Origin of the sequence: Neobacillus niacini, from assembly GCF_030817595.1 — a bacterium.
Classification (GTDB): domain Bacteria; phylum Bacillota; class Bacilli; order Bacillales; family Cytobacillaceae; genus Neobacillus; species Neobacillus niacini_G.
The window spans coordinates 1,752,011-1,769,956 of record NZ_JAUSZN010000001.1 but is presented as its reverse complement, the minus strand read 5'-3'; the positions used below and the strand labels follow the sequence as shown (position 1 = coordinate 1,769,956).

At 38.8% G+C, this 17,946-nt stretch carries 19 protein-coding genes; 17 read left to right on the top strand and 2 right to left on the bottom strand.

Translation table 11 applies throughout. The features are described 5' to 3' along the window. The first annotated feature begins 295 nt into the window (after nucleotides 1–295). Genes QFZ31_RS08860 through QFZ31_RS08800 form a run of 13 tightly spaced genes read left to right on the top strand, consistent with a single transcriptional unit; the run spans nucleotide 296 to nucleotide 11,358 of the window. Entirely contained in the window at nucleotides 296–1,258 is a 963-nt protein-coding gene (locus tag QFZ31_RS08860; RefSeq protein ID WP_307302540.1) for an ABC transporter substrate-binding protein, read from the top strand. Next, nucleotides 1,224–2,285 (top strand): FecCD family ABC transporter permease, encoded by a 1,062-nt coding sequence (locus QFZ31_RS08855; protein WP_307302539.1) that lies wholly within the window; start codon nucleotides 1,224–1,226, stop codon nucleotides 2,283–2,285. The genes QFZ31_RS08860 and QFZ31_RS08855 overlap by 35 nt, the downstream gene beginning before the upstream one ends. A 4-nt stretch (nucleotides 2,286–2,289) precedes the next feature. After that, nucleotides 2,290–3,756: an adenosylcobinamide amidohydrolase gene (locus QFZ31_RS08850; RefSeq protein ID WP_307302538.1), complete on the top strand. Its 1,467-nt coding sequence runs from the start codon at nucleotides 2,290–2,292 to the stop codon at nucleotides 3,754–3,756. Further along, entirely contained in the window at nucleotides 3,753–4,736 is a 984-nt protein-coding gene (gene cbiB, locus QFZ31_RS08845) for an adenosylcobinamide-phosphate synthase CbiB (protein ID WP_307302537.1), read from the top strand. The genes QFZ31_RS08850 and cbiB overlap by 4 nt, the downstream gene beginning before the upstream one ends. Next, nucleotides 4,693–5,769 carry a threonine-phosphate decarboxylase CobD gene (gene cobD, locus QFZ31_RS08840; protein WP_307302535.1) on the top strand — a complete coding sequence of 359 codons (1,077 nt, stop codon included), beginning with the start codon at nucleotides 4,693–4,695 and terminating at the stop codon, nucleotides 5,767–5,769. Before cbiB ends, cobD begins: the two co-directional genes overlap by 44 nt. Continuing rightward, nucleotides 5,751–6,323 (top strand): bifunctional adenosylcobinamide kinase/adenosylcobinamide-phosphate guanylyltransferase, encoded by a 573-nt coding sequence (locus tag QFZ31_RS08835; protein WP_307302533.1) that lies wholly within the window; start codon nucleotides 5,751–5,753, stop codon nucleotides 6,321–6,323. Before cobD ends, QFZ31_RS08835 begins: the two co-directional genes overlap by 19 nt. Then, nucleotides 6,320–7,825, top strand: coding sequence for a cobyric acid synthase (locus QFZ31_RS08830; RefSeq protein WP_307302531.1), 1,506 nt, complete (start codon nucleotides 6,320–6,322; stop codon nucleotides 7,823–7,825). Before QFZ31_RS08835 ends, QFZ31_RS08830 begins: the two co-directional genes overlap by 4 nt. Beyond that, nucleotides 7,822–8,613, top strand: a complete 792-nt coding sequence (gene cobS / locus QFZ31_RS08825) for an adenosylcobinamide-GDP ribazoletransferase (RefSeq protein WP_307302530.1) — start codon at nucleotides 7,822–7,824, stop codon at nucleotides 8,611–8,613. The genes QFZ31_RS08830 and cobS overlap by 4 nt, the downstream gene beginning before the upstream one ends. Further along, the gene (locus QFZ31_RS08820; RefSeq protein WP_307302528.1) at nucleotides 8,571–9,182 is read left to right on the top strand and encodes a histidine phosphatase family protein; all 612 of its coding nucleotides are present in this window, start codon (nucleotides 8,571–8,573) and stop codon (nucleotides 9,180–9,182) included. The genes cobS and QFZ31_RS08820 overlap by 43 nt, the downstream gene beginning before the upstream one ends. Continuing rightward, nucleotides 9,134–9,583 (top strand): bifunctional adenosylcobinamide kinase/adenosylcobinamide-phosphate guanylyltransferase, encoded by a 450-nt coding sequence (locus QFZ31_RS08815; protein WP_307302526.1) that lies wholly within the window; start codon nucleotides 9,134–9,136, stop codon nucleotides 9,581–9,583. Before QFZ31_RS08820 ends, QFZ31_RS08815 begins: the two co-directional genes overlap by 49 nt. Beyond that, entirely contained in the window at nucleotides 9,580–10,164 is a 585-nt protein-coding gene (locus QFZ31_RS08810) for a cob(I)yrinic acid a,c-diamide adenosyltransferase (protein WP_307302524.1), read from the top strand. The genes QFZ31_RS08815 and QFZ31_RS08810 overlap by 4 nt, the downstream gene beginning before the upstream one ends. Continuing rightward, nucleotides 10,154–10,648, top strand: coding sequence for an ECF transporter S component (locus QFZ31_RS08805; protein ID WP_307302522.1), 495 nt, complete (start codon nucleotides 10,154–10,156; stop codon nucleotides 10,646–10,648). Before QFZ31_RS08810 ends, QFZ31_RS08805 begins: the two co-directional genes overlap by 11 nt. Beyond that, nucleotides 10,645–11,358: an ATP-binding protein gene (locus tag QFZ31_RS08800; RefSeq protein ID WP_307302521.1), complete on the top strand. Its 714-nt coding sequence runs from the start codon at nucleotides 10,645–10,647 to the stop codon at nucleotides 11,356–11,358. Before QFZ31_RS08805 ends, QFZ31_RS08800 begins: the two co-directional genes overlap by 4 nt. Nucleotides 11,359–11,380: 22 nt before the next feature. Here the strand turns inward: QFZ31_RS08800 and QFZ31_RS08795 are convergent, their stop codons facing one another. Next, entirely contained in the window at nucleotides 11,381–13,483 is a 2,103-nt protein-coding gene (locus tag QFZ31_RS08795) for a PBP1A family penicillin-binding protein (protein WP_307302519.1), read from the bottom strand. 172 nt (nucleotides 13,484–13,655) lie between these two features. Between QFZ31_RS08795 and QFZ31_RS08790 the strand changes: the two genes are divergently transcribed. The 4 genes from QFZ31_RS08790 (at nucleotide 13,656) to QFZ31_RS08775 (ending at nucleotide 16,466) form a co-directional block, all read left to right on the top strand. Next, nucleotides 13,656–14,345, top strand: a complete 690-nt coding sequence (locus tag QFZ31_RS08790) for an ABC transporter ATP-binding protein (protein ID WP_307302516.1) — start codon at nucleotides 13,656–13,658, stop codon at nucleotides 14,343–14,345. After that, nucleotides 14,342–15,697: an ABC transporter permease gene (locus QFZ31_RS08785; RefSeq protein WP_307302514.1), complete on the top strand. Its 1,356-nt coding sequence runs from the start codon at nucleotides 14,342–14,344 to the stop codon at nucleotides 15,695–15,697. Before QFZ31_RS08790 ends, QFZ31_RS08785 begins: the two co-directional genes overlap by 4 nt. A 92-nt stretch (nucleotides 15,698–15,789) precedes the next feature. Continuing rightward, nucleotides 15,790–16,056 carry a phage holin gene (locus tag QFZ31_RS08780; RefSeq protein WP_307302512.1) on the top strand — a complete coding sequence of 89 codons (267 nt, stop codon included), beginning with the start codon at nucleotides 15,790–15,792 and terminating at the stop codon, nucleotides 16,054–16,056. 185 nt (nucleotides 16,057–16,241) lie between these two features. Continuing rightward, on the top strand, nucleotides 16,242–16,466 hold the full coding sequence (locus tag QFZ31_RS08775; RefSeq protein ID WP_307302511.1) for a hypothetical protein: 225 nt from the start codon (nucleotides 16,242–16,244) through the stop codon (nucleotides 16,464–16,466). 34 nt (nucleotides 16,467–16,500) lie between these two features. Here QFZ31_RS08775 and QFZ31_RS08770 read toward each other — a convergent pair whose 3' ends face one another. Next, on the bottom strand, nucleotides 16,501–17,793 hold the full coding sequence (locus QFZ31_RS08770; protein WP_307302509.1) for an ATP-binding protein: 1,293 nt from the start codon (nucleotides 17,791–17,793) through the stop codon (nucleotides 16,501–16,503). Nucleotides 17,794–17,946: the final 153 nt, after the last annotated feature.

The window sequence follows — 17,946 nt, the reverse complement described above, 5'->3', positions numbered from 1 at the left end:
GACTTTTGCTTTAAGAGCCTGTTGATTGGAGCGGAAGGCGCTTGACTCCTGCGGGATATACGAGCTGAGTGAGACCCCGCAGGTCGGAACGACCGAGGAGGCTCACGGGCGAGCCCGCGGAAAGCATAGCGCCTCGGACAGGCATAAACCGCCTGTCCCTGCGGTGATTATTCGAAGAAGCTTTCCTTAATGGAGCTCAAATCGACAGCCAAGTTTAACACAGCCTTTTGATTAAATTTTTAGAGGGTGCAGTTTTTTGTGATGTATTTTGGCGCAAGTCATAGGGGGAAGAAAGATGAAAAAATTATCAGCGTTATTATTAATTCTTTTGTTAACAATAGGTGCTCTTGCAGCATGTGGGGAACAAAAAGAAACGGTAAAGGATGAAGGAAACAGCAGCACGGAGCAAAAAGGAGAGGAAACGGCATATCCTGTAACGATTAAAGACGCATTAGACAATGATGTTACGATTAAGGAAAAGCCAGAAAAAATCGTTTCATTGATTCCTAGTAATACAGAGATTGCTTTTGCACTCGGACTTGGGGAACAAATTGTAGGTGTATCTGATTATGATAATTATCCTGATGAAGCAGCAGAAAAAGAGAAAATCGGCGGGATGGAAATTAATATCGAAAAAATCATATCATTGCAGCCAAATTTAGTGTTAGCACATGCTTCCGCCATGAACGGGACAGAAGGCCTGCAGCAATTAAGGGATGCTGGGCTTACAGTTTTAGTTATTAATGACGCTCAAAATTTTGAGCAGGTATATGATTCGATTTCAATGATTGGAAAGGCCACAGGTGAAAATAAGAAGGCTGAAGAACTAATTAAGAGTATGCGGGATAAACTAGCAGACATTAAAGCCAAGGCTGGAGAAATCAAAGAAAAGAAAAAAGTATTTGTAGAGGTATCTCCTGCTCCTGAAGTGTTCACAACAGGAAAAAACACATTTATGGATGATATGATTACTTTGATTAATGCTGAAAATATTGCAAATGACCAAGAAGGCTGGATTAAGATCGATCAAGAAGTGATGATTGAACGAAATCCCGATGTAATCATTACTACATATGGTTTTTATACCGATAATGCTGTTGAACAAGTGTTATCGAGACAAGGCTGGGAAAATGTCAATGCCATTAAGAATAAGCAAGTCATCGATGTGGATTCTGATCGTGTGACCCGCTCTGGCCCAAGGATTGTTGAAGGAGTAGAGGATCTTGCAAAGGCTGTCTATCCAGAAGTTTTTAAATAATAAAATAGCAGCCTACTTACTTGCGGGAAGTTTCCTGCTCTTTTCAGTGTTAGTAGGAATTTCGATAGGAACCGTTTCGGTTCCTATCTTTACCATTATTGAAATTATAATTTCGAAGCTCTTTGGATCTATTTCAATGGATCAAATTGACCCCATGTTTTCGAGTATCGTTTTAAATATCCGGCTTCCGCGGGTTATATTGGCTGGTATAGTAGGTGCTTCTCTTGCGATTGCAGGTGCAGCCTTTCAAGGATTATTAAGGAATCCTTTAGCAGATCCATATACGTTAGGCGTATCATCCGGTGCATCTGTTGGGGCAGTACTCACTTTATTTTTTCAATTATCAATCCCCGTCATCGGCAGCTTTACCCTTCCATTACTCAGCATTTTGTTTTCTTGGGCTACGATTTTCTTCGTGCTGGCATTCGCCCGGAAAATTGAACGCTCCATGAGAGTGGAAACGATAATCTTAACGGGAATCATCTTTAGTTCTTTTCTCGGTGCATTCATTTCACTCATGATTGCTTTAACAGGCGATGAGCTTAGACAAATTATTGGCTGGCTGTTGGGAAGTGTATCAATGAGAGGCTGGGAATACATAAGAATTATTTTACCTTTCTTTATACTAGGTTCCATCATACTTATTTTGAATGCCAAAGAATTAAATGCCATGTCCTTTGGTGAAGAGCGTGCCCACCATTTAGGGGTAAACGTTCAAAAAAGAAAACTAATCATCTTAACTGCAGGATCAATTTTAACTGGTGCGGCCGTTGCCGTTTCAGGAACGATTGGTTTTGTTGGGCTGGTTATACCGCACCTTTCAAGATTATTATGGGGACCAGACCATAGGCACTTGCTCCCACTATCGATCCTAACTGGAAGTGGATTTTTAATTCTAGCAGATTTAATCTCAAGAACGATTATTTCTCCAACTGAGTTACCAATTGGAGTCATAACTGCATTAATCGGTGCCCCGGTATTTGCATTAATTCTATTACAGAGAAGAAGAATGGAAAGAAGTGGATAAAGGGATGCTTAACGTTCAACATGTTGCAGGCGGGTATTCAAATGAACATATATTGAAGGATATTTCTTTTGAAGTGCAAAAAGGTGAATTATTCGGGATCTTGGGACCGAATGGAAGCGGAAAGACCACCTTATTAAAAATGATAAGCGGAATCCTGCCAATTGTAAAAGGTGATATTTTCATATCAGGAAAAAGACTGCAGGAATATAATTCAAAACAGATGGCTCAAATCGTAGCGGTTTTGTCTCAGCATTCTTCGCAATCGTTTTCCTATACCGTAAAAGAAACGGTTTCTCTTGGCCGCTATGCCCATCAAACCGGCTGGTTTCAGACCTGGGGAGAAAAGGATGAAAAGATTGTACAACGGGTGATGAAGCAAACAGGCATCACTTCCTTACAAAATAAAGCGATTCAAGAGTTATCCGGCGGGGAAAAACAAAGAGTATTTTTAGCGCAGGCACTCGCCCAAGAACCAGAAATTCTCCTATTAGATGAACCAACGAACCATTTGGATTTATCTTATCAAAAAGAATTACTCGATTTATTAAAAAATTGGACGGCAGAAACAGGTTTAACTGTCGTATCTATATTTCATGATTTAAATCTTGCAGGCTTATATTGTGATCGATTGCTTTTGCTCGAAAACGGCACGATTAATATCAACCATATCCCGAACGAAGTGCTGAGAGAAGAAAGAATACGTGATGTTTATCATACCGACATTCAGAAGCATCCACATCCAAGAGTACCAGCACCACAAATGGTGTTAATACCAAATGAGAGGCAAGAAAAGGAGATCATTCAAATTGATGAAAGTTTGTTACGCGTAACAAATGAGTTTATTGAGTTAAAATCACCTGTCGCATTAAGGACGATGTCGTCAGGAGTTGTTGGATCAGGTACAGGATGGCACCATACTTTTGTTAATCGACATGTTGGAAAGGACTATAACTGCAGCGATCATCGAAAGGAAATGGCCACCTTTTTAAAAGCAAACGGCTTCGAACCTTCTGAAACAGTAGGAATGATGACCGCGGTCTTCCTTAAGGATGTTACATGTAAGCATCTTGAAGGGAATGGATTCTCTCTATTTGTTGTCGTAACTGCAGGTGTTGGAAACGCAATCGATGCTTCCAAAAGTGAACTTCATACCTTTGAACAGGTGCCTGGCACCATCAATTCGTGGATCTTCGTTAATGGTGAATTAACCGAGGAAGCCTTTATCCAAAGTATTATGACTGCTACAGAAGCAAAAGCAAAAGCGCTCCATGATTTAAACATAATGGATTCGGTGACAGGCACCATTGCGACGGGTACTTCTACCGATAGTATTTTAATTGCTGCTACCCAGGCTGGTGAAAGGCTGGAGTATGCAGGGACGATTACAAATTTAGGTAAATTGATTGGAAAAGCTGTATATGAATGCACGTTAGAGGGTATTCGGAAATCTCAAAAAAGGAAAGTAATATGATTATCTATCATTTAACTGCCATAAGTATTGCGTATTTTATTGATAAGCTTGTAGGAGATCCCCCTCAATGGCCACATCCTGTCAGATGGATAGGGTCATTGATTTCATTCTTAGAGAAGCACTTAAATCAAGGGAAAAATAAAAGATTAAAAGGAGTCTTGATGCTCCTTTTTGTTTTATTGATCGTATTTTCAATTGTACTTTTAGTAATTGCATTCAGTTATCGAATTCATCCTATAGCTGGCATTGCTATTGAAAGTATCATCATTGCATCAACGATCGCACAAAAAAGTCTAAAAGAAGCTGCTCTCGAGGTACATGCCCCATTAGAGAAAGGGGACTTGGCAGGAGCTAGAATCCAATTATCTTACATTGTTGGAAGAGACACAAATTCATTAAATGAAGGTGAAATTGCACGTGGTGCAATCGAAACCGTTGCAGAAAACACTAGTGATGGGGTAACGGCACCCTTGTTTTGGGCACTAATTGGGGGAGCGCCTCTTGCAATGGTCTATCGGGCAACGAATACCTGTGATTCCATGGCAGGTTATAAGAATGAAAGATTTAAAGACTTCGGCTGGGCTTCAGCTAAATGGGATGATGTGATGAACTGGGTTCCTAGCAGGATAACTGGAATCCTAATGTTAATAGGAACGAAGCCAATGAAAATGGAGTATCAAAGGGCTTGGAAAATATTATTCCGTGATGCAAAAAAGCACCCGAGCCCAAACAGCGGCTGGGGAGAAGCGGCGATGGCTGCTATTTTGGGGATTCAGCTTGGCGGTATCAACTATTACAAAGGAATCGTTTCAAACCGGGCAAAGATGGGAGAACCATTAGTCCCCATACAAGCTGATCATATTTTATCAGCCAATAAAATCTTGGATAAAACAGTCTTTTTATTTTTACTATTGTTATGGATAGGAGGGATGATGGTTGAATTTGCCTTCACATGGTTCAAATCCGCAGCACCTTTTTAAATCGTTGGGACTTTCGCTCCCAGAGAAGTATATTGATTTTAGTGCAAACATTAATCCCCTTGGCCCTCCACCTGCCCTAAAAGAGAAATGGAATGATTTTTATCAGGAAATTACCGTGTATCCAGATCCATTCGCTGAACAGCTTAGGCAAAGGATTGCGGATCGGGAGCAAATTTCCGTTGATTCTATTCTAATTGGAAACGGCGGGGCCGAACTTATTACACTTGTTGCAAGGTTTCTTTCCGGAAAAAAGGTTATAGTGGCAGCACCGTCTTTTTCTGAATATGAAAAGGCATGTCGAGCTAACGATTGTGAGATACAGTATCATTCATTAATGGGACCTCATTTTGAGTTAAGTATTGATGAGTTACTTCCAAGCTTATCGAGTGCAGACGCATTATTTTTATGTAATCCAAACAATCCTACTGGTATTCAATATCCAGTGTCAACGGTACTTTCAATCATACAGGAATGTGAAAAACAAAATTGCTTTGTAATTTTGGATGAAGCTTTCTATGATTTTTTAGTAAACTACGAATCTTTTATCCCTTATATTAATAAGTTCTCAAATTTGATCATTATACGGTCCATGACAAAAATGTTTGCTATTCCGGGAATTCGTTTAGGATATTTGGCTGCAGGTCCAGCCTTAATGGCAGAAATCAGCAAATACCAGCCTCATTGGAGTATCAATACGATTGCGTTATTGGCAGGGGAACTATTTTTACAAAATGAAGAATTTATTAAAACGACACAAGTCTATATTTTGGAAGAACGGGAGAGATTGTTTACATTTTTTAAGAAGCATAATTATGAGACGACTTCGTCACAGGTTAATTTCTATTTGTTACGCGATTCAAATCAAAAAGAACAAAAAAACTTATTTGAATTCTTTTTGCAGAAGGGAATCATTCCCCGCCATACCTATAACTTCCCTGGTTTGGAAGGAAAATGGTTACGCTTTGCAATAAAAAGTAAGGAAGAGAATAGTAAATTAATGGAGGTATTGTTGGAATGGCGGCAGCTTCATTAATTTTTATTACGGGCGGAGTAAGGAGCGGGAAGAGCAGCTTTGCCGAAAAAATGGCTGTAGAACACGCAAAGGATAATGGCGGGCAATTAAACTATTTAGCGACCGGCGTGGCTTCGGACCCAGAAATGAGGGAAAGAATCGCAAAACACCAGAATGATCGGGAATCTGGAACGTCTCGTTGGAGAACGATTGAACAGTCACAAACTATTGGTGAGAGTGCAGATTATTTTAACAAAGAAGATATTATTCTGGTTGATTGCGTGACAACGCTTTTAAATAACGAACTGTTTTCTTCCAATCAAGAATGGGATGAGTCTTTTATAGCACATGTAGTGGAAACAATCATAACAGGCATAAATAAAATACGAGACAGTGCAAAAGTTTTAATTGTTGTGAGTAATGAAGTGTTCTATGAGTCAATGGCAGAGAATGGTCTTGTTTTCTCCTATTCACGAATTCTCGGAAAGATCCATCAACAGCTGGTGAAGGAGGCTGATCAAGCCTTTTTGGTTGAAGCAGGTATACCTATCAACATGAAGGGAGTTAGACAATGAAAGGAGTTATGATACAAGGAACCTCATCCGATGTTGGTAAAAGCCTCATTGTAACGGCTCTTTGCCGAATGTTCGCCAATGATGGCAGAAGAGTTGTACCGTTTAAATCTCAAAATATGTCCAATAACTCTTATGTGACAAAAGATGGGAAAGAAATTGGCAGAGCACAAGGAATCCAGGCGGAGGCTGCAAAAATTGAGGCCACCGTATGGATGAATCCGATATTATTAAAGCCTCGCTCGAATCAAGATTCAGAGATTGTGTATTTAGGAAAGTCGCTAAAAACACTTTCGGGAAGAGGGTATCGGGATACTTTCTACGAAAAAGGACTTGATGTAATAAAGCAATCATTAGAGCAGTTATCGAGTGAATATGATCTAGTAGTCATTGAGGGGGCTGGAAGTCCAGTTGAAATCAATTTGAAGGATCGAGAACTGGTGAATATGAAGGTAGCGGAACTGGCAGATGTTCCAGTTGTTCTTGTAGCCGATATAGATAGAGGCGGGGTTTTTGCCAGTATTGTTGGTACACTTGAGCTTTTGGAGCCAGAAGAAAGACAAAGAGTGGCTGGTGTAATCATAAATAAATTCCGCGGGGACATCAGCTTATTTGAAGATGGTATTAACTGGCTGGAAAAGAAAACGGGGATTCCAGTTTTAGGGGTTTTACCATTTGTAGAGAATCATATGATTGATGGCGAAGATTCCTTGTCATTGAACAATCAATTTTCCAGCAGGAAAAAAGGAAATCTGGATATTGCAGTGATTTGGCTCCCCTTTATCTCAAACTATAGTGATCTGGAACCATTTTTATATGAAGAAGATGTGTCGATCCGCTGGGTGAAACAGGCTTCTGAATTTGGCAGCCCTGATGCCGTTATTATTCCTGGGACAAAGAGTACAATCAATGATTTGAAGAGTATAAGAGATAGAAAGTTAGACCTTTTGATACAAACCCATATTGAAAATGGCGGCTATGTTGTCGGTATTTGCGGCGGATATCAAATACTTGGGGAAGAAATCATTGATGAAGCTGGATCAGATACAGGGATAGTGAACAATACCGTGAGAGGATTAGGATGTATTCCTGGGACAACAATCTTTTATGAAGAAAAAGAAACGGTAAGAGCGACTGGTGTGTACCACGAAAATACAGGTTTGTTCGCTGATAGAAAGCTGGAAGGGTTTGAAATACATTTAGGAAAAACCGTTTTACACGAAGAAGGCTGCTCATTTTTATCGCTTGGGAATGGTAAAGAAGACGGTTATTTTGGCAGGAATGGTCAAATCATTGGGACGTATCTTCATCATCTTTTTCATAATGATGAATGGAGAAATACTTGGTTAAACCTCATTCGGAAAAGTAAAGGATTACATACAAAAGAAACTACTTATATGAGAGAACACTTAGATAAAAGATACGATGAAATTGCACACAGACTGAAAGAACATTTAAACTATGAAATGCTAAATGACATCATCAACAAGTGGTGCATGAAATGAGAAAACTTTTAAAGGGTTTCTTAATCAATGTGCAATTTTTCACTGCCATTCCCGTACATCTTGAATTACCTATGGACAAACCACATCTAAAAAGTGCTGTCCAAGCTTTCCCGCTGCTGGGTCTGCTTCAAGGTGGAATATATGCTGGTCTTTTTTATCTGTTGCTAGAATATACTCCTTTTTCGAATCTCGCTGCGGCCTTCATGCTTTGGCTGATGAGTATTCTTTTAACAGGTGGAATCCACTTGGATGGCTGGATGGACGCAAGTGACGGCTATTTTTCTTACAAAGATCAAGAAAAAAGACTAGAGGTAATGAACGACCCAAGAACTGGTGCATTTGGGGTTATCTCGATTATTGTTTTGTTAAGCAGCCGTTTTCTCTTTATCTATGAGATCACCGTAAATATACATGCTGCTTCATTTCTTCTGATTGCTGCAATCCCTCTGTTTAGTAAAAGTGTTATGGGTCTGTTGTTATTAACAGTAAAGTCTGCAAAAAAAGAAGGTCTTGGAGCGCTTTTTCAAAGTGCGGCCTCACCCAGGGATTTATGGACATATCCTGTATATATCATTGGATTCCTAGCTCTCGTGATATTATTTGATGGCGGATTCTATTATCTCTCCATATTGCTTGTTGCAGCGATCCTTATTTTGCTTTTTTGCCGCCGAAAAGCAATCAAGTGGTTTGGTGGAATTACGGGAGATATTTTAGGGGCAGCCGTTGAAGGGACTGAGTTATTTCTATGGATGACACTGTGGTTATTGCATTATTTCGTCATGGTCTAACGGAGGAGAATAAACGGAAAGCTTATTTAGGGTGGAATGATTCCCCTCTATGTTCTGAGTCAAAGAAAATCTGGACAAACAACAGATACGATCGTTATTTTTCTAGTGATTTGTCAAGGTGTATAAATACTGCGAATAAACTTTTTCCAACGAATGATTTGTATCTTCTAAGTCATTTGCGAGAAATGAATTTCGGTAAATGGGAAGGAAAAACCTATGAAGACTTAAAAGAAGTCCCTCTTTACCAGCGTTGGCTTTCGGATCCTATATCTTATAGTCCTCCAGAAGGAGAGTCTTTTGTGGAGTTTACTAGAAGGGTTTCTATTGGATGGGAAAAGATTACTGAAGACATTTTCTCTCAAAATATTCAACGATGTGCAATTATTACTCACGGCGGGGTGATTCGATATTTATTATCTAAATTTACACCACAGCACAGAGATTTTTGGTCGTGGCAGGTACCACACCATCATGGATACGAACTTGTTTTTGCAAAAGAAGCATTGGGGAGGCGTGAACGTTGCACTTTATTACGGGAGGTGCCTTTAACGGCAAAAGAGCTTGGGTAAAGGGAAATTACGGGATAAGTGGTACTTGGCTTTCAGCCTATCAGGGTCATCATCTGATTACTGATCGTAACCAAATAGAAAGTAATTTGCTCATTTTAGAAGGTATCGAGATGTGGCTGAAGGATTTAACAAAATCCCAAGATTCTTACAACTGCCGTGAAATCTGGAATAGCTTCATGAACGATTGGCTTTTCTGGGAAAAAGCAGAGTCTAACAGAAGACTTGTTGTAATTGGAACGGATATTACAAAGGGAATTGTCCCGATGGAGAAAGAAAATCGACTATGGCGCGATGTAACAGGCTGGGCTTATCAAGATCTTGCTGCAAAAGCTGATAGAGTAGATATCATTTGGTATGGTTTAAATCACACAATCAAAAAAGCGGGGGATGGGAAGCTATGAGACTTTATACGAGAACTGGTGACAAAGGAAAGACAAGCATTATTGGGGGAAGAGTCGACAAGGATGATATTCGCGTGGAAGCTTACGGAACCGTGGATGAAGTAAATTGTTTTGTCGGTCAAGTGATGACTGAACTTGATGGAGATGTATTTAAGGATGTACTAACTGATCTTGAAAAAATACAGCATGAATTATTTGATTGTGGCGGGGATCTAGCCAATATTTCTGACAAAATAGAATATAAGCTGCAGAATGACGCAATTGACTATTTAGAAACCAAAATTGATGAATATATTCAGGAAGCTCCAGAGCTGGAAAGGTTCATTTTACCTGGTGGAACGAAACCAGCAGCTTCGATTCATATTGCTAGAACAGTAACGAGAAGGGCAGAGCGATTAGTGGTTTCCTTAATGAAAACGGATGAAAAAACTCCTGAATTAGCGCTAAAATATTTAAATCGTCTTTCCGATTACTTCTTTGCGTTAGCAAGAGTGGTAAATTTTCGACTTAACGTAAAAGATGTAGAGTATGTTCGAAGTGCGAAAGTATTCAGGGATGGGAAACGTAAAGATGACAAGTAGATTGCTAAGTTTACTGGCATTGTTTTCTGCACTATCCGCAGTTGGTGCAGCGGTAAAAATTCCTGCGGTCGTAGGCAGTGTCGCTTTTGATGTATTTCCAGCTCTGCTTGCTGCAGCCTTGCTTGGCAGCGGAGTAGGAGCAATTGTAGGTGCGTTAGGGCATTTATTATCTGCACTAATCTCAGGTTTTCCATTAGGACCAATGCATGTGTTAATTGCGATCGAAATGGCTCTTCTTGTTTTTCTTTTTGGTGTTCTTTATAAGAAAAACAAAAAAAATACTGCTGGTATTCTCTTTATCCTTCTGAATACATTTGCAGCACCATTACCGTTTATTATTTTAATGAGTAAAGCATTTTATGTTGCATTAGTTCCATCATTGTTAATCGGTTCAATGATTAATACAGTCATCGCTATAGTGGTAATTCCGCGACTAAGATCATTGTTTAAACAAGATTTGATGAATAAAGATGTGAGATTATGAGGGATATCATTTCCATCCCGTTAACTAGTACCGAGTCGCTTATCATCTCAAGTGATAATAGCGGCGGTATTGGTATGAAAGCAGGGGATCATGTTCAGGGTTCATATGAAACGGTTGCCTATTATTCATTTAGAGTCGCAGCAATGGAATGTATCGCAGCAGGAGGAGTTCCAGTTTCGGTTGTTCTTCATAATTTTTGTGGAGAGCACACATGGAGCGAACTTATCAAAGGAATTCAAAAAGGTTTGGCAGAATTAAATCTTGAGGATGTACCGATAACAGGAAGTACGGAGAGTAATTTCCAATTACAACAATCTGCCCTCGGCTTAGTCGTTCTTGGTAAAAAGTTCTTATCTAAAAATTCGGATAAGACTTTTTCAAAAGACCTGAAGTTCGCCGTAATCGGTAGCCCATTAGTAGGGAATGAAGTACTTGAAAATGGAGATCAGGTTATACCTTTATCGATTTTTAGTGAAGTTATGAAACTTGATGAAATAATCGTTTGGCCTGTTGGCTCAAAAGGAATCTTATATGAGTTTAATCAAATGTTTACAAGTAAAGAATTTACGAAAGAAATGCTTCATACGAAACTTGACGTATTAAAATCCTCTGGACCTGCAACCTGTTGTATTATTGCCTATGAACAAGCTCAAGAAAAGAAATTGAAAAAAATCGCTGCTGGGTATTACCATTTCATTACTGTTAAATAAAATAGCACGCCGCAATGGCGTGCTATTCGTTTAAACCTTTAATTTTTTGAATGATCGTATCAATACCTTTTCCGATTGAAAACATTGTTTCCTCTAAGCCTTTTTTCCAAACGGGAGCTTGTTCCTGAAGCTTTTCACCTAGTTTTTGTGCATTTTGATTTAATTCCTCTTTTATTTTTTCAGCCTGCTTTTTAATTTCTTCCCTTGTTTGAACTTTTCCAGCCAATTGGTCATTTATCGAAATAACATCAAATTGTTCATTTTGTCTATGCGGGAGTGAAGCCTTCATGATTTCCTTGAAAATCGGAACCACATTTCCAGAACCGTTGCTTGGCAGATAATGTTGTCGATCTGTTTGGTCATAACCAATCCATATTGCAGCCACCAAGTTAGGTGTATAACCAACCATCCATTGATCCTTCGTGCCATTAATATCATTAAATGGAAGCTGGGTGGAACCTGTTTTTCCTGCGATCTGAACGTCTGGAATATGTGCGTTTTTGCCGGTACCAGTTTCTACCACATTCAGAAGCATGGCGGTCATCGCATCAGCATTCTCTTTTGACGTTACCTTTGTAGTTTTAGGTTCGCGTTCCGCAATGATATTTCCGGTAGGACCGACAATTTTAGTGATAAGATGGCTGTCTTGCCGCTTGCCGCCATTTGGAAATGCAGAGAATGCATTTGCTAATTGAAGCGGAGAAATTCCTTTACTCATTCCGCCTAGTGCTATCGCCAAGTTTTTATCCTCTTTTTCGACTGGCAATCCAAAGGTTGTAAGCTTGTCTAATCCTTTTTCAAGACCAATCTCGTTTAAAAGCCAAACTGCTGGGATATTTAATGATTCCTCTAAAGCTTTGTACATTTGAACCTTACCCTGGTAGGTTTTTGAAAAATTTTCTGGTTTGTATTCACCAAAAGTAGTAGGCTCATCAACGAGTTCTGAGTCAAAAGTATAACCTTCCTCAAGGGCAGGTGTATAAACCGCGAGCGGCTTAATCGTTGAACCTGGCTGAGCCTTTAATTGTGTAGCACGGTTAAAGCCTCTAAACACATGTTCACCTCGGCCGCCAACAAGCGCGAGAACACCTCCTGAAGCCGGATCCATTAGAACAGAACCGCTTTGAACCATACGTTCGCCAGAACTTCTCGGGAATAATGATTTATTATTGTTTACTTTTTCGAGACCAACTTGCAGGTTTTGGTCTAATTCGGTATAGATCCGATAACCCCGCGTTAGTATCTCTTCCTGTGTTAATCCATATTTAGAGATTGCTTCGTTTAGGACCGCATCCACATAATAAGGATATTTTCGTTCAACCAAACTTCCACTTCCGATATTTATCTTAATCTTTTCGTTTTTTGCCTCATTGTACTGTTCCTTGGTAATCATACCAAGTTCGTTCATCTTGCCTAAGACCAGATTTCTCCGCTTGATTGCCACGTCATAATTTTTTGTTGGATCAAGGTAACTCGGTGATTGCAGCAATCCAGCGAGAAGTGCTGCCTCACTGATCGTAACATCCGTAATCTCTTTATTAAAATATCTTTTTGAAGCATTACTAATTCCCCATGCGCCATTTCCAAAATAAACTTGATTTAAGTACATTTGTAAGATTTCATCTTTTTTATAGACTTTTTCAATCTTTACGGCTAAAAATAACTCTTCCGCTTTTCGTTTATAAGTTTGTTCTGGGGAAAGCAATGCATTTTTTGCTAATTGCTGTGTAAGTGTACTGCCACCGCCAGTAATCTCTCCCGCAAATAAATTGTTGAACAAGGCCCTCGTAATGCCTTTAAGATCAAATCCGTTATGTTCATAAAAGCGCTCATCTTCAATGGCGACAACTGCTCCAGGAACATACTCCGGAAGCTCTTCAATCATTATCCCTGCAGTTCGATTGGTAGCAACATTAGTAGCCACTTGTTCATCTTTATCATAAATGACAGTTGGTTGGCTTAGTCCCTCTTTTAATGACTGAACATTTGCTCTCGTTGCAAGCCAGCCGAAATAAACAATGGTAACAAGTACAACAATCAAAATCACTAATAAAAATAGCTGTGTAAGATGCTTCTTTTTCCAGAAACGGACAATCATTTCCCAATATGGGCGTAATTTTTCCATTGTGTCTCCTTTCCTTCAAAAGGAATTATGCTTATTCATTATAAATTTTTTAGCAAAAAAACTCCAATAATAGCCTTTTATGGTGAATGCCACAAAAAATTTTAAAAACCTGTAGGGGTCTGGTAAATGGCCATCGTCTATTAAGGTGAAGTAGGGGAAACAGGAGGAAACGATGATTACAATAAAACATTTAAGCCATGAATTTGTGGTAGGTAAAAAGGGTAAACAAACATTTATACCTGTTCTAAAGGATATTTCTTTCGAGGTTAAAGAAGGAGAGATTGTCACAATCGTTGGTCGGAGCGGGTCTGGTAAATCCACTTTATTAAATCTAGTCAGTGGTTTTATTCATCCAAAAGAGGGTGAAATCTGGATTAATGGCCAAAAGGTTTCGCAAATGAATGAGACGAAATTTGCCGATTTTAGAATTAAAAACCTTGGCTTCATTTTTCAGAGCTTCCAATTGATTCCTAGTATGACTGCCTTTCAAAATGTAGAGCTTCCATTAATTTTAAAAGGTGTCAGCGAAGCTGTAAGGAAAAAACAAACAGAGGAGATGCTGGCGAAGGTCGGTTTGCTAGATTACCAGGACCACTATCCAGGGGAATTATCAGGGGGACAACAACAAAGAGTAAGTATTGCTCGTGCTTTAATCGTAAATCCACCTATCATTCTAGCGGATGAACCAACGGGAAGTCTTGACAGCGAAACAGAAGAAGATTTATTGAAGTTTATCAAAGAGTTAAACACTGATTTAGGAATAACATTTCTAATTATTACACATGACGAAAAGGTTGCTAATATCGGCCACCGGACGATTGAATTGAAAGATGGACGGATTAACGAGGGGGTGCTTGCATGAAGCTTAGTGATCAATTCCGTTTCGTCCGCCAAAACATGAAGAAAAATAGAACACGAGTTTACATGACGATCCTAGCGACAGCAATGGGCTGTGCATTCTTAATTGTCCTTGCGTCTGTTGGCTTCGGATTACAAAAATCTGTGGTTAAGGAAATGACAGAACGACGAATCATGACACAAATTGATGTCTACGGTCAAGAAACAAATGAGAGTGGCGGGTATCGGCAGTTAGATGATAAGGACGTTCAGGAATTTGAAGAAATGTCTGACGTGAAGGCTGTAACGAGAAGAAAAATGCTGCAGCAGGAAGGTTTCTATTCGATTGGAAATTACCAGGAGAGCACACAAACGGTGGTAGCAAACTTTCCTTCTGAAATAAAAGCTGGTTTTGAATTATCAGCAGGAAGCCTTGGAAGGGATAAGGCTGAAGTAGTGGTTGGATATAATTTTCCACTCAATCTTGGTGTTAAAGGTGAACAAACGGAAGAAATGTTTGATGAACAAGGTCAATTAAAAGAAAAATTCCGCTATAACGGTAATCTAATTGGAGAAACCATTGAATTAACGGTTAGTAAGATGGAAGATGGGAAAAAAATAGAAAAAGTATTTCCAGTAAAGGTCGCAGGGATATCTAAAAAGCCAACAAAGGAATGGGCAGAAGACAGGAGTGTCTATATTTCGGAGGAACTATTAAAGGATATCGAGGCGTTTACCGGAACACCAAAAGGAATTGTTTTAGATTCCACTGATCAGGTAAATTTAGCAGATTTAGAAGCTTCAAAAAATACCTTTGATGATGTAAAGGTCTATGCGAAAAACATGGAAGCGGTCCAGGGAATTGTTGATAAACTTAAGGATAATGACTATGCCACCTATTCCGTAGTCAATGAATTAAAGGAAGTTAATTTGATGTTTGCAATAGCGAAGGCAGGACTTATCTTTATTGGGACCATTGCAATCCTAATTGCCTCAATTGGTATTTACAATACGATGACAATGGCCGTAACAGAACGTGCACCTGATATCGGAATCATGAAAGCAATAGGGGCGAATCCTCGTACCATTAAGAGAATCTTTTTATTAGAAAGCAGTTATATTGGTTTGATTGGGGCATTCATTGGGACTGTCGTTTCCTACGGAATTAGTTATGCAGTCAACTTTGTTATACCTATAATCATTAAACAGGCTTTTGGGGAAGAAACACCTCCTGAAATTGTTTTTAGTGATATTCCACTGAGTCTTCCCATTATCTGTATCGTCATCTGTTATGGAGTAACCATACTCTCAGGTCTTCGTCCTGCCCAAAGGGCAACAAAAGTAGATGTACTCAGAGCCATGAGAAGAGAAGTTTAATTGTCGATTCTGTGATATCGGCGGACAACCATTTTCAGTCCAAGCATATGTTAATAGAAAGAACGTCTTTAACATAGAAAGGGGATGTGGGAATGATTAACTGGAAGGTCCGCTTTAAGAACCGCAGCTGGGTGATGGCGTTTGTGGCCCAGTTGATGATCGTGGCGCAAATGCTATTGCAAGGTTTAAATGCTTTAGGGATTACAGATTTTCAACTGACAGATGCGATTCAGCAATCTATATTATCCTTTATAAATGCCGTATTTATATTATTATCATTGATGGGAATCATACAGGATCCAACCACCAAAGGTATGAGTGACAGTGAACGTGCAAAGACATATAAAGAACCCAACTAATCATAGAGACAGAAACGCTCGGTTGCCTAAAATCAGGCAAAGTTCGAGCGTTTTTTTATTTATGTTGAAATTTGTAAATATAAGGAGATTGAAATTTCTAAATTGTTGATGGGGTTGAGGGTATAATGAAGTTGGGAACAATTTACAAATAAGGGCAAGCAATACAGGAGAAAGGGGTACTTGAAATGTGGTACTGGATTTCGATAGCAGCAGGAATATATATTCTTTTTATTATTCTTGAGGAGTCTGTTTATTACCTTTGGAATCGTTATGTTTACGGACCAAAAGAGCGAAAAGCAAGACGATGGAAAAGAATCATTTTGGAAATGGCCTTTATTATTCAATTACACCTATTAGAATTTCGAAGAAAACATACACATAAAGTAAGTTCGGGTAAACAATCGGCATAAAAAAGTTCCTTTACAATCCGTAAAGGAACTTTTTTTATGATGTTACTATTGACTGGCTGGTGTCAGTTAAAGCATTTTGTACCACAGGTAAGGTGATATTAACGGTTGTTCCATGGCCAATTTCACTTTCGAATATAATATTTCCTTTATGTGACTGTACAATTTTATAGCTGACGGTTAAGCCTAAGCCTGTCCCTTTTTCTTTTGATGAATAGAAGGGTTCGCCGATCTTTTGTAGTAGTTCCTTTGAGATACCACAGCCTTGATCTTGAATGGTAATGCCTAATCGGTTATCATCCATTAAACCAAGAGAGATAGAGATTTTACTATCACTTTTTGAAGCTTCAATTGAATTCTTAATAAGATTAATAAATAATTGTTTCAACTGATTTGGCTCACACTCAATGATGATATCTTCTTTTGGAAAATTCGATTCAATTTGAACATTATATAAGGTTGCTTCGACTGCTAATAATGAAATGACATCATTAAGTATTTTTTGAATCGCTAATTTTGAATATTTTAAATGCTGCGGTTTCGCTAAGAGGAGAAGTTCACCTACAATGTGATTAATTCGATTTAATTCATCGAGCATAATTTGGTAATAATCTTGGTGTTTATCATCTTCCATTTGCAATAATTGCACAAAACCTTTTAAGGAGGTTAGGGGATTTCTAATCTCGTGTGCGACACTAGCAGATAACTCACCGACAACCGAAAGTTTTTCTGTTCTGCTAAGACGTTCTTCTGCATGTCTTAGGGAGGTAATGTCGCGGCCAATAATGACTAGTCCTTCCCGCGTTCCATCCTCATGATACAACGGAACTTTAATGGTATCAAAGATTTTAGATGTTCCATCGGGCAGTGGAACGACCTCTTCACAACGTGTTACGGTACCATTTTTCCAAGTTTCCTCATCAGATACTTCACAGTATTTGAGTGCTTCTGAATAGAACTCTGTGTATTCTGCCAATTCAGAGTCTTTTTTTCCCAAGTAATCAACATTTTCAAGCTGGAATAATTTCAGCCCAAAATCATTTGCTTGAATCCAGCGACCTTCACCATCTTTAAAGTTTACAAAATCCACCATTGAATTAATGAGGGTGGATAAGCGTTTTTCTTGTTCCTTCGTCGTATCAAGCTCTTCTTTTTTTAGGATGAAAAAATAAAATATTCCACCCGTCACTAGAATATAGAAAATTTCTTTCCCTCGTTCGAAATAATTGTCAAGGGACGAAGGGATATAATGTGTCAGTATATAGTTACTAGCATAAATCCAAATCAAGCTAGTAATTAAGAACAGAAGTACTAATTTCGTTTTCTTCATGTATTTCTCCTTGGAAGGAAAGTTTCCTAAATTTTCATAGATGCATAATCTATACTACTAAAAATTGAAGTAATATGGAATATCTGAATACTGGAAATCTACATAATTACATTAAAAAGGTTACAAATTGGTAACAACCACGTAGAAAAGTGG

Coding starts and splice junctions, on each gene's coding strand:
- QFZ31_RS08860 (WP_307302540.1), top strand. CDS start 296: ATGAAAAAATTATCAGCGTTATTATTAATTCTTTTGTTAACAATAGGT.
- QFZ31_RS08850 (WP_307302538.1), top strand. CDS start 2,290: ATGCTTAACGTTCAACATGTTGCAGGCGGGTATTCAAATGAACATATA.
- cbiB (WP_307302537.1), top strand. CDS start 3,753: ATGATTATCTATCATTTAACTGCCATAAGTATTGCGTATTTTATTGAT.
- QFZ31_RS08835 (WP_307302533.1), top strand. CDS start 5,751: ATGGCGGCAGCTTCATTAATTTTTATTACGGGCGGAGTAAGGAGCGGG.
- QFZ31_RS08830 (WP_307302531.1), top strand. CDS start 6,320: ATGAAAGGAGTTATGATACAAGGAACCTCATCCGATGTTGGTAAAAGC.
- cobS (WP_307302530.1), top strand. CDS start 7,822: ATGAGAAAACTTTTAAAGGGTTTCTTAATCAATGTGCAATTTTTCACT.
- QFZ31_RS08820 (WP_307302528.1), top strand. CDS start 8,571: ATGGATGACACTGTGGTTATTGCATTATTTCGTCATGGTCTAACGGAG.
- QFZ31_RS08810 (WP_307302524.1), top strand. CDS start 9,580: ATGAGACTTTATACGAGAACTGGTGACAAAGGAAAGACAAGCATTATT.
- QFZ31_RS08805 (WP_307302522.1), top strand. CDS start 10,154: ATGACAAGTAGATTGCTAAGTTTACTGGCATTGTTTTCTGCACTATCC.
- QFZ31_RS08800 (WP_307302521.1), top strand. CDS start 10,645: ATGAGGGATATCATTTCCATCCCGTTAACTAGTACCGAGTCGCTTATC.
- QFZ31_RS08795 (WP_307302519.1), bottom strand. CDS start 13,483: ATGGAAAAATTACGCCCATATTGGGAAATGATTGTCCGTTTCTGGAAA.
- QFZ31_RS08790 (WP_307302516.1), top strand. CDS start 13,656: ATGATTACAATAAAACATTTAAGCCATGAATTTGTGGTAGGTAAAAAG.
- QFZ31_RS08785 (WP_307302514.1), top strand. CDS start 14,342: ATGAAGCTTAGTGATCAATTCCGTTTCGTCCGCCAAAACATGAAGAAA.
- QFZ31_RS08780 (WP_307302512.1), top strand. CDS start 15,790: ATGATTAACTGGAAGGTCCGCTTTAAGAACCGCAGCTGGGTGATGGCG.
- QFZ31_RS08775 (WP_307302511.1), top strand. CDS start 16,242: ATGTGGTACTGGATTTCGATAGCAGCAGGAATATATATTCTTTTTATT.
- QFZ31_RS08770 (WP_307302509.1), bottom strand. CDS start 17,793: ATGAAGAAAACGAAATTAGTACTTCTGTTCTTAATTACTAGCTTGATT.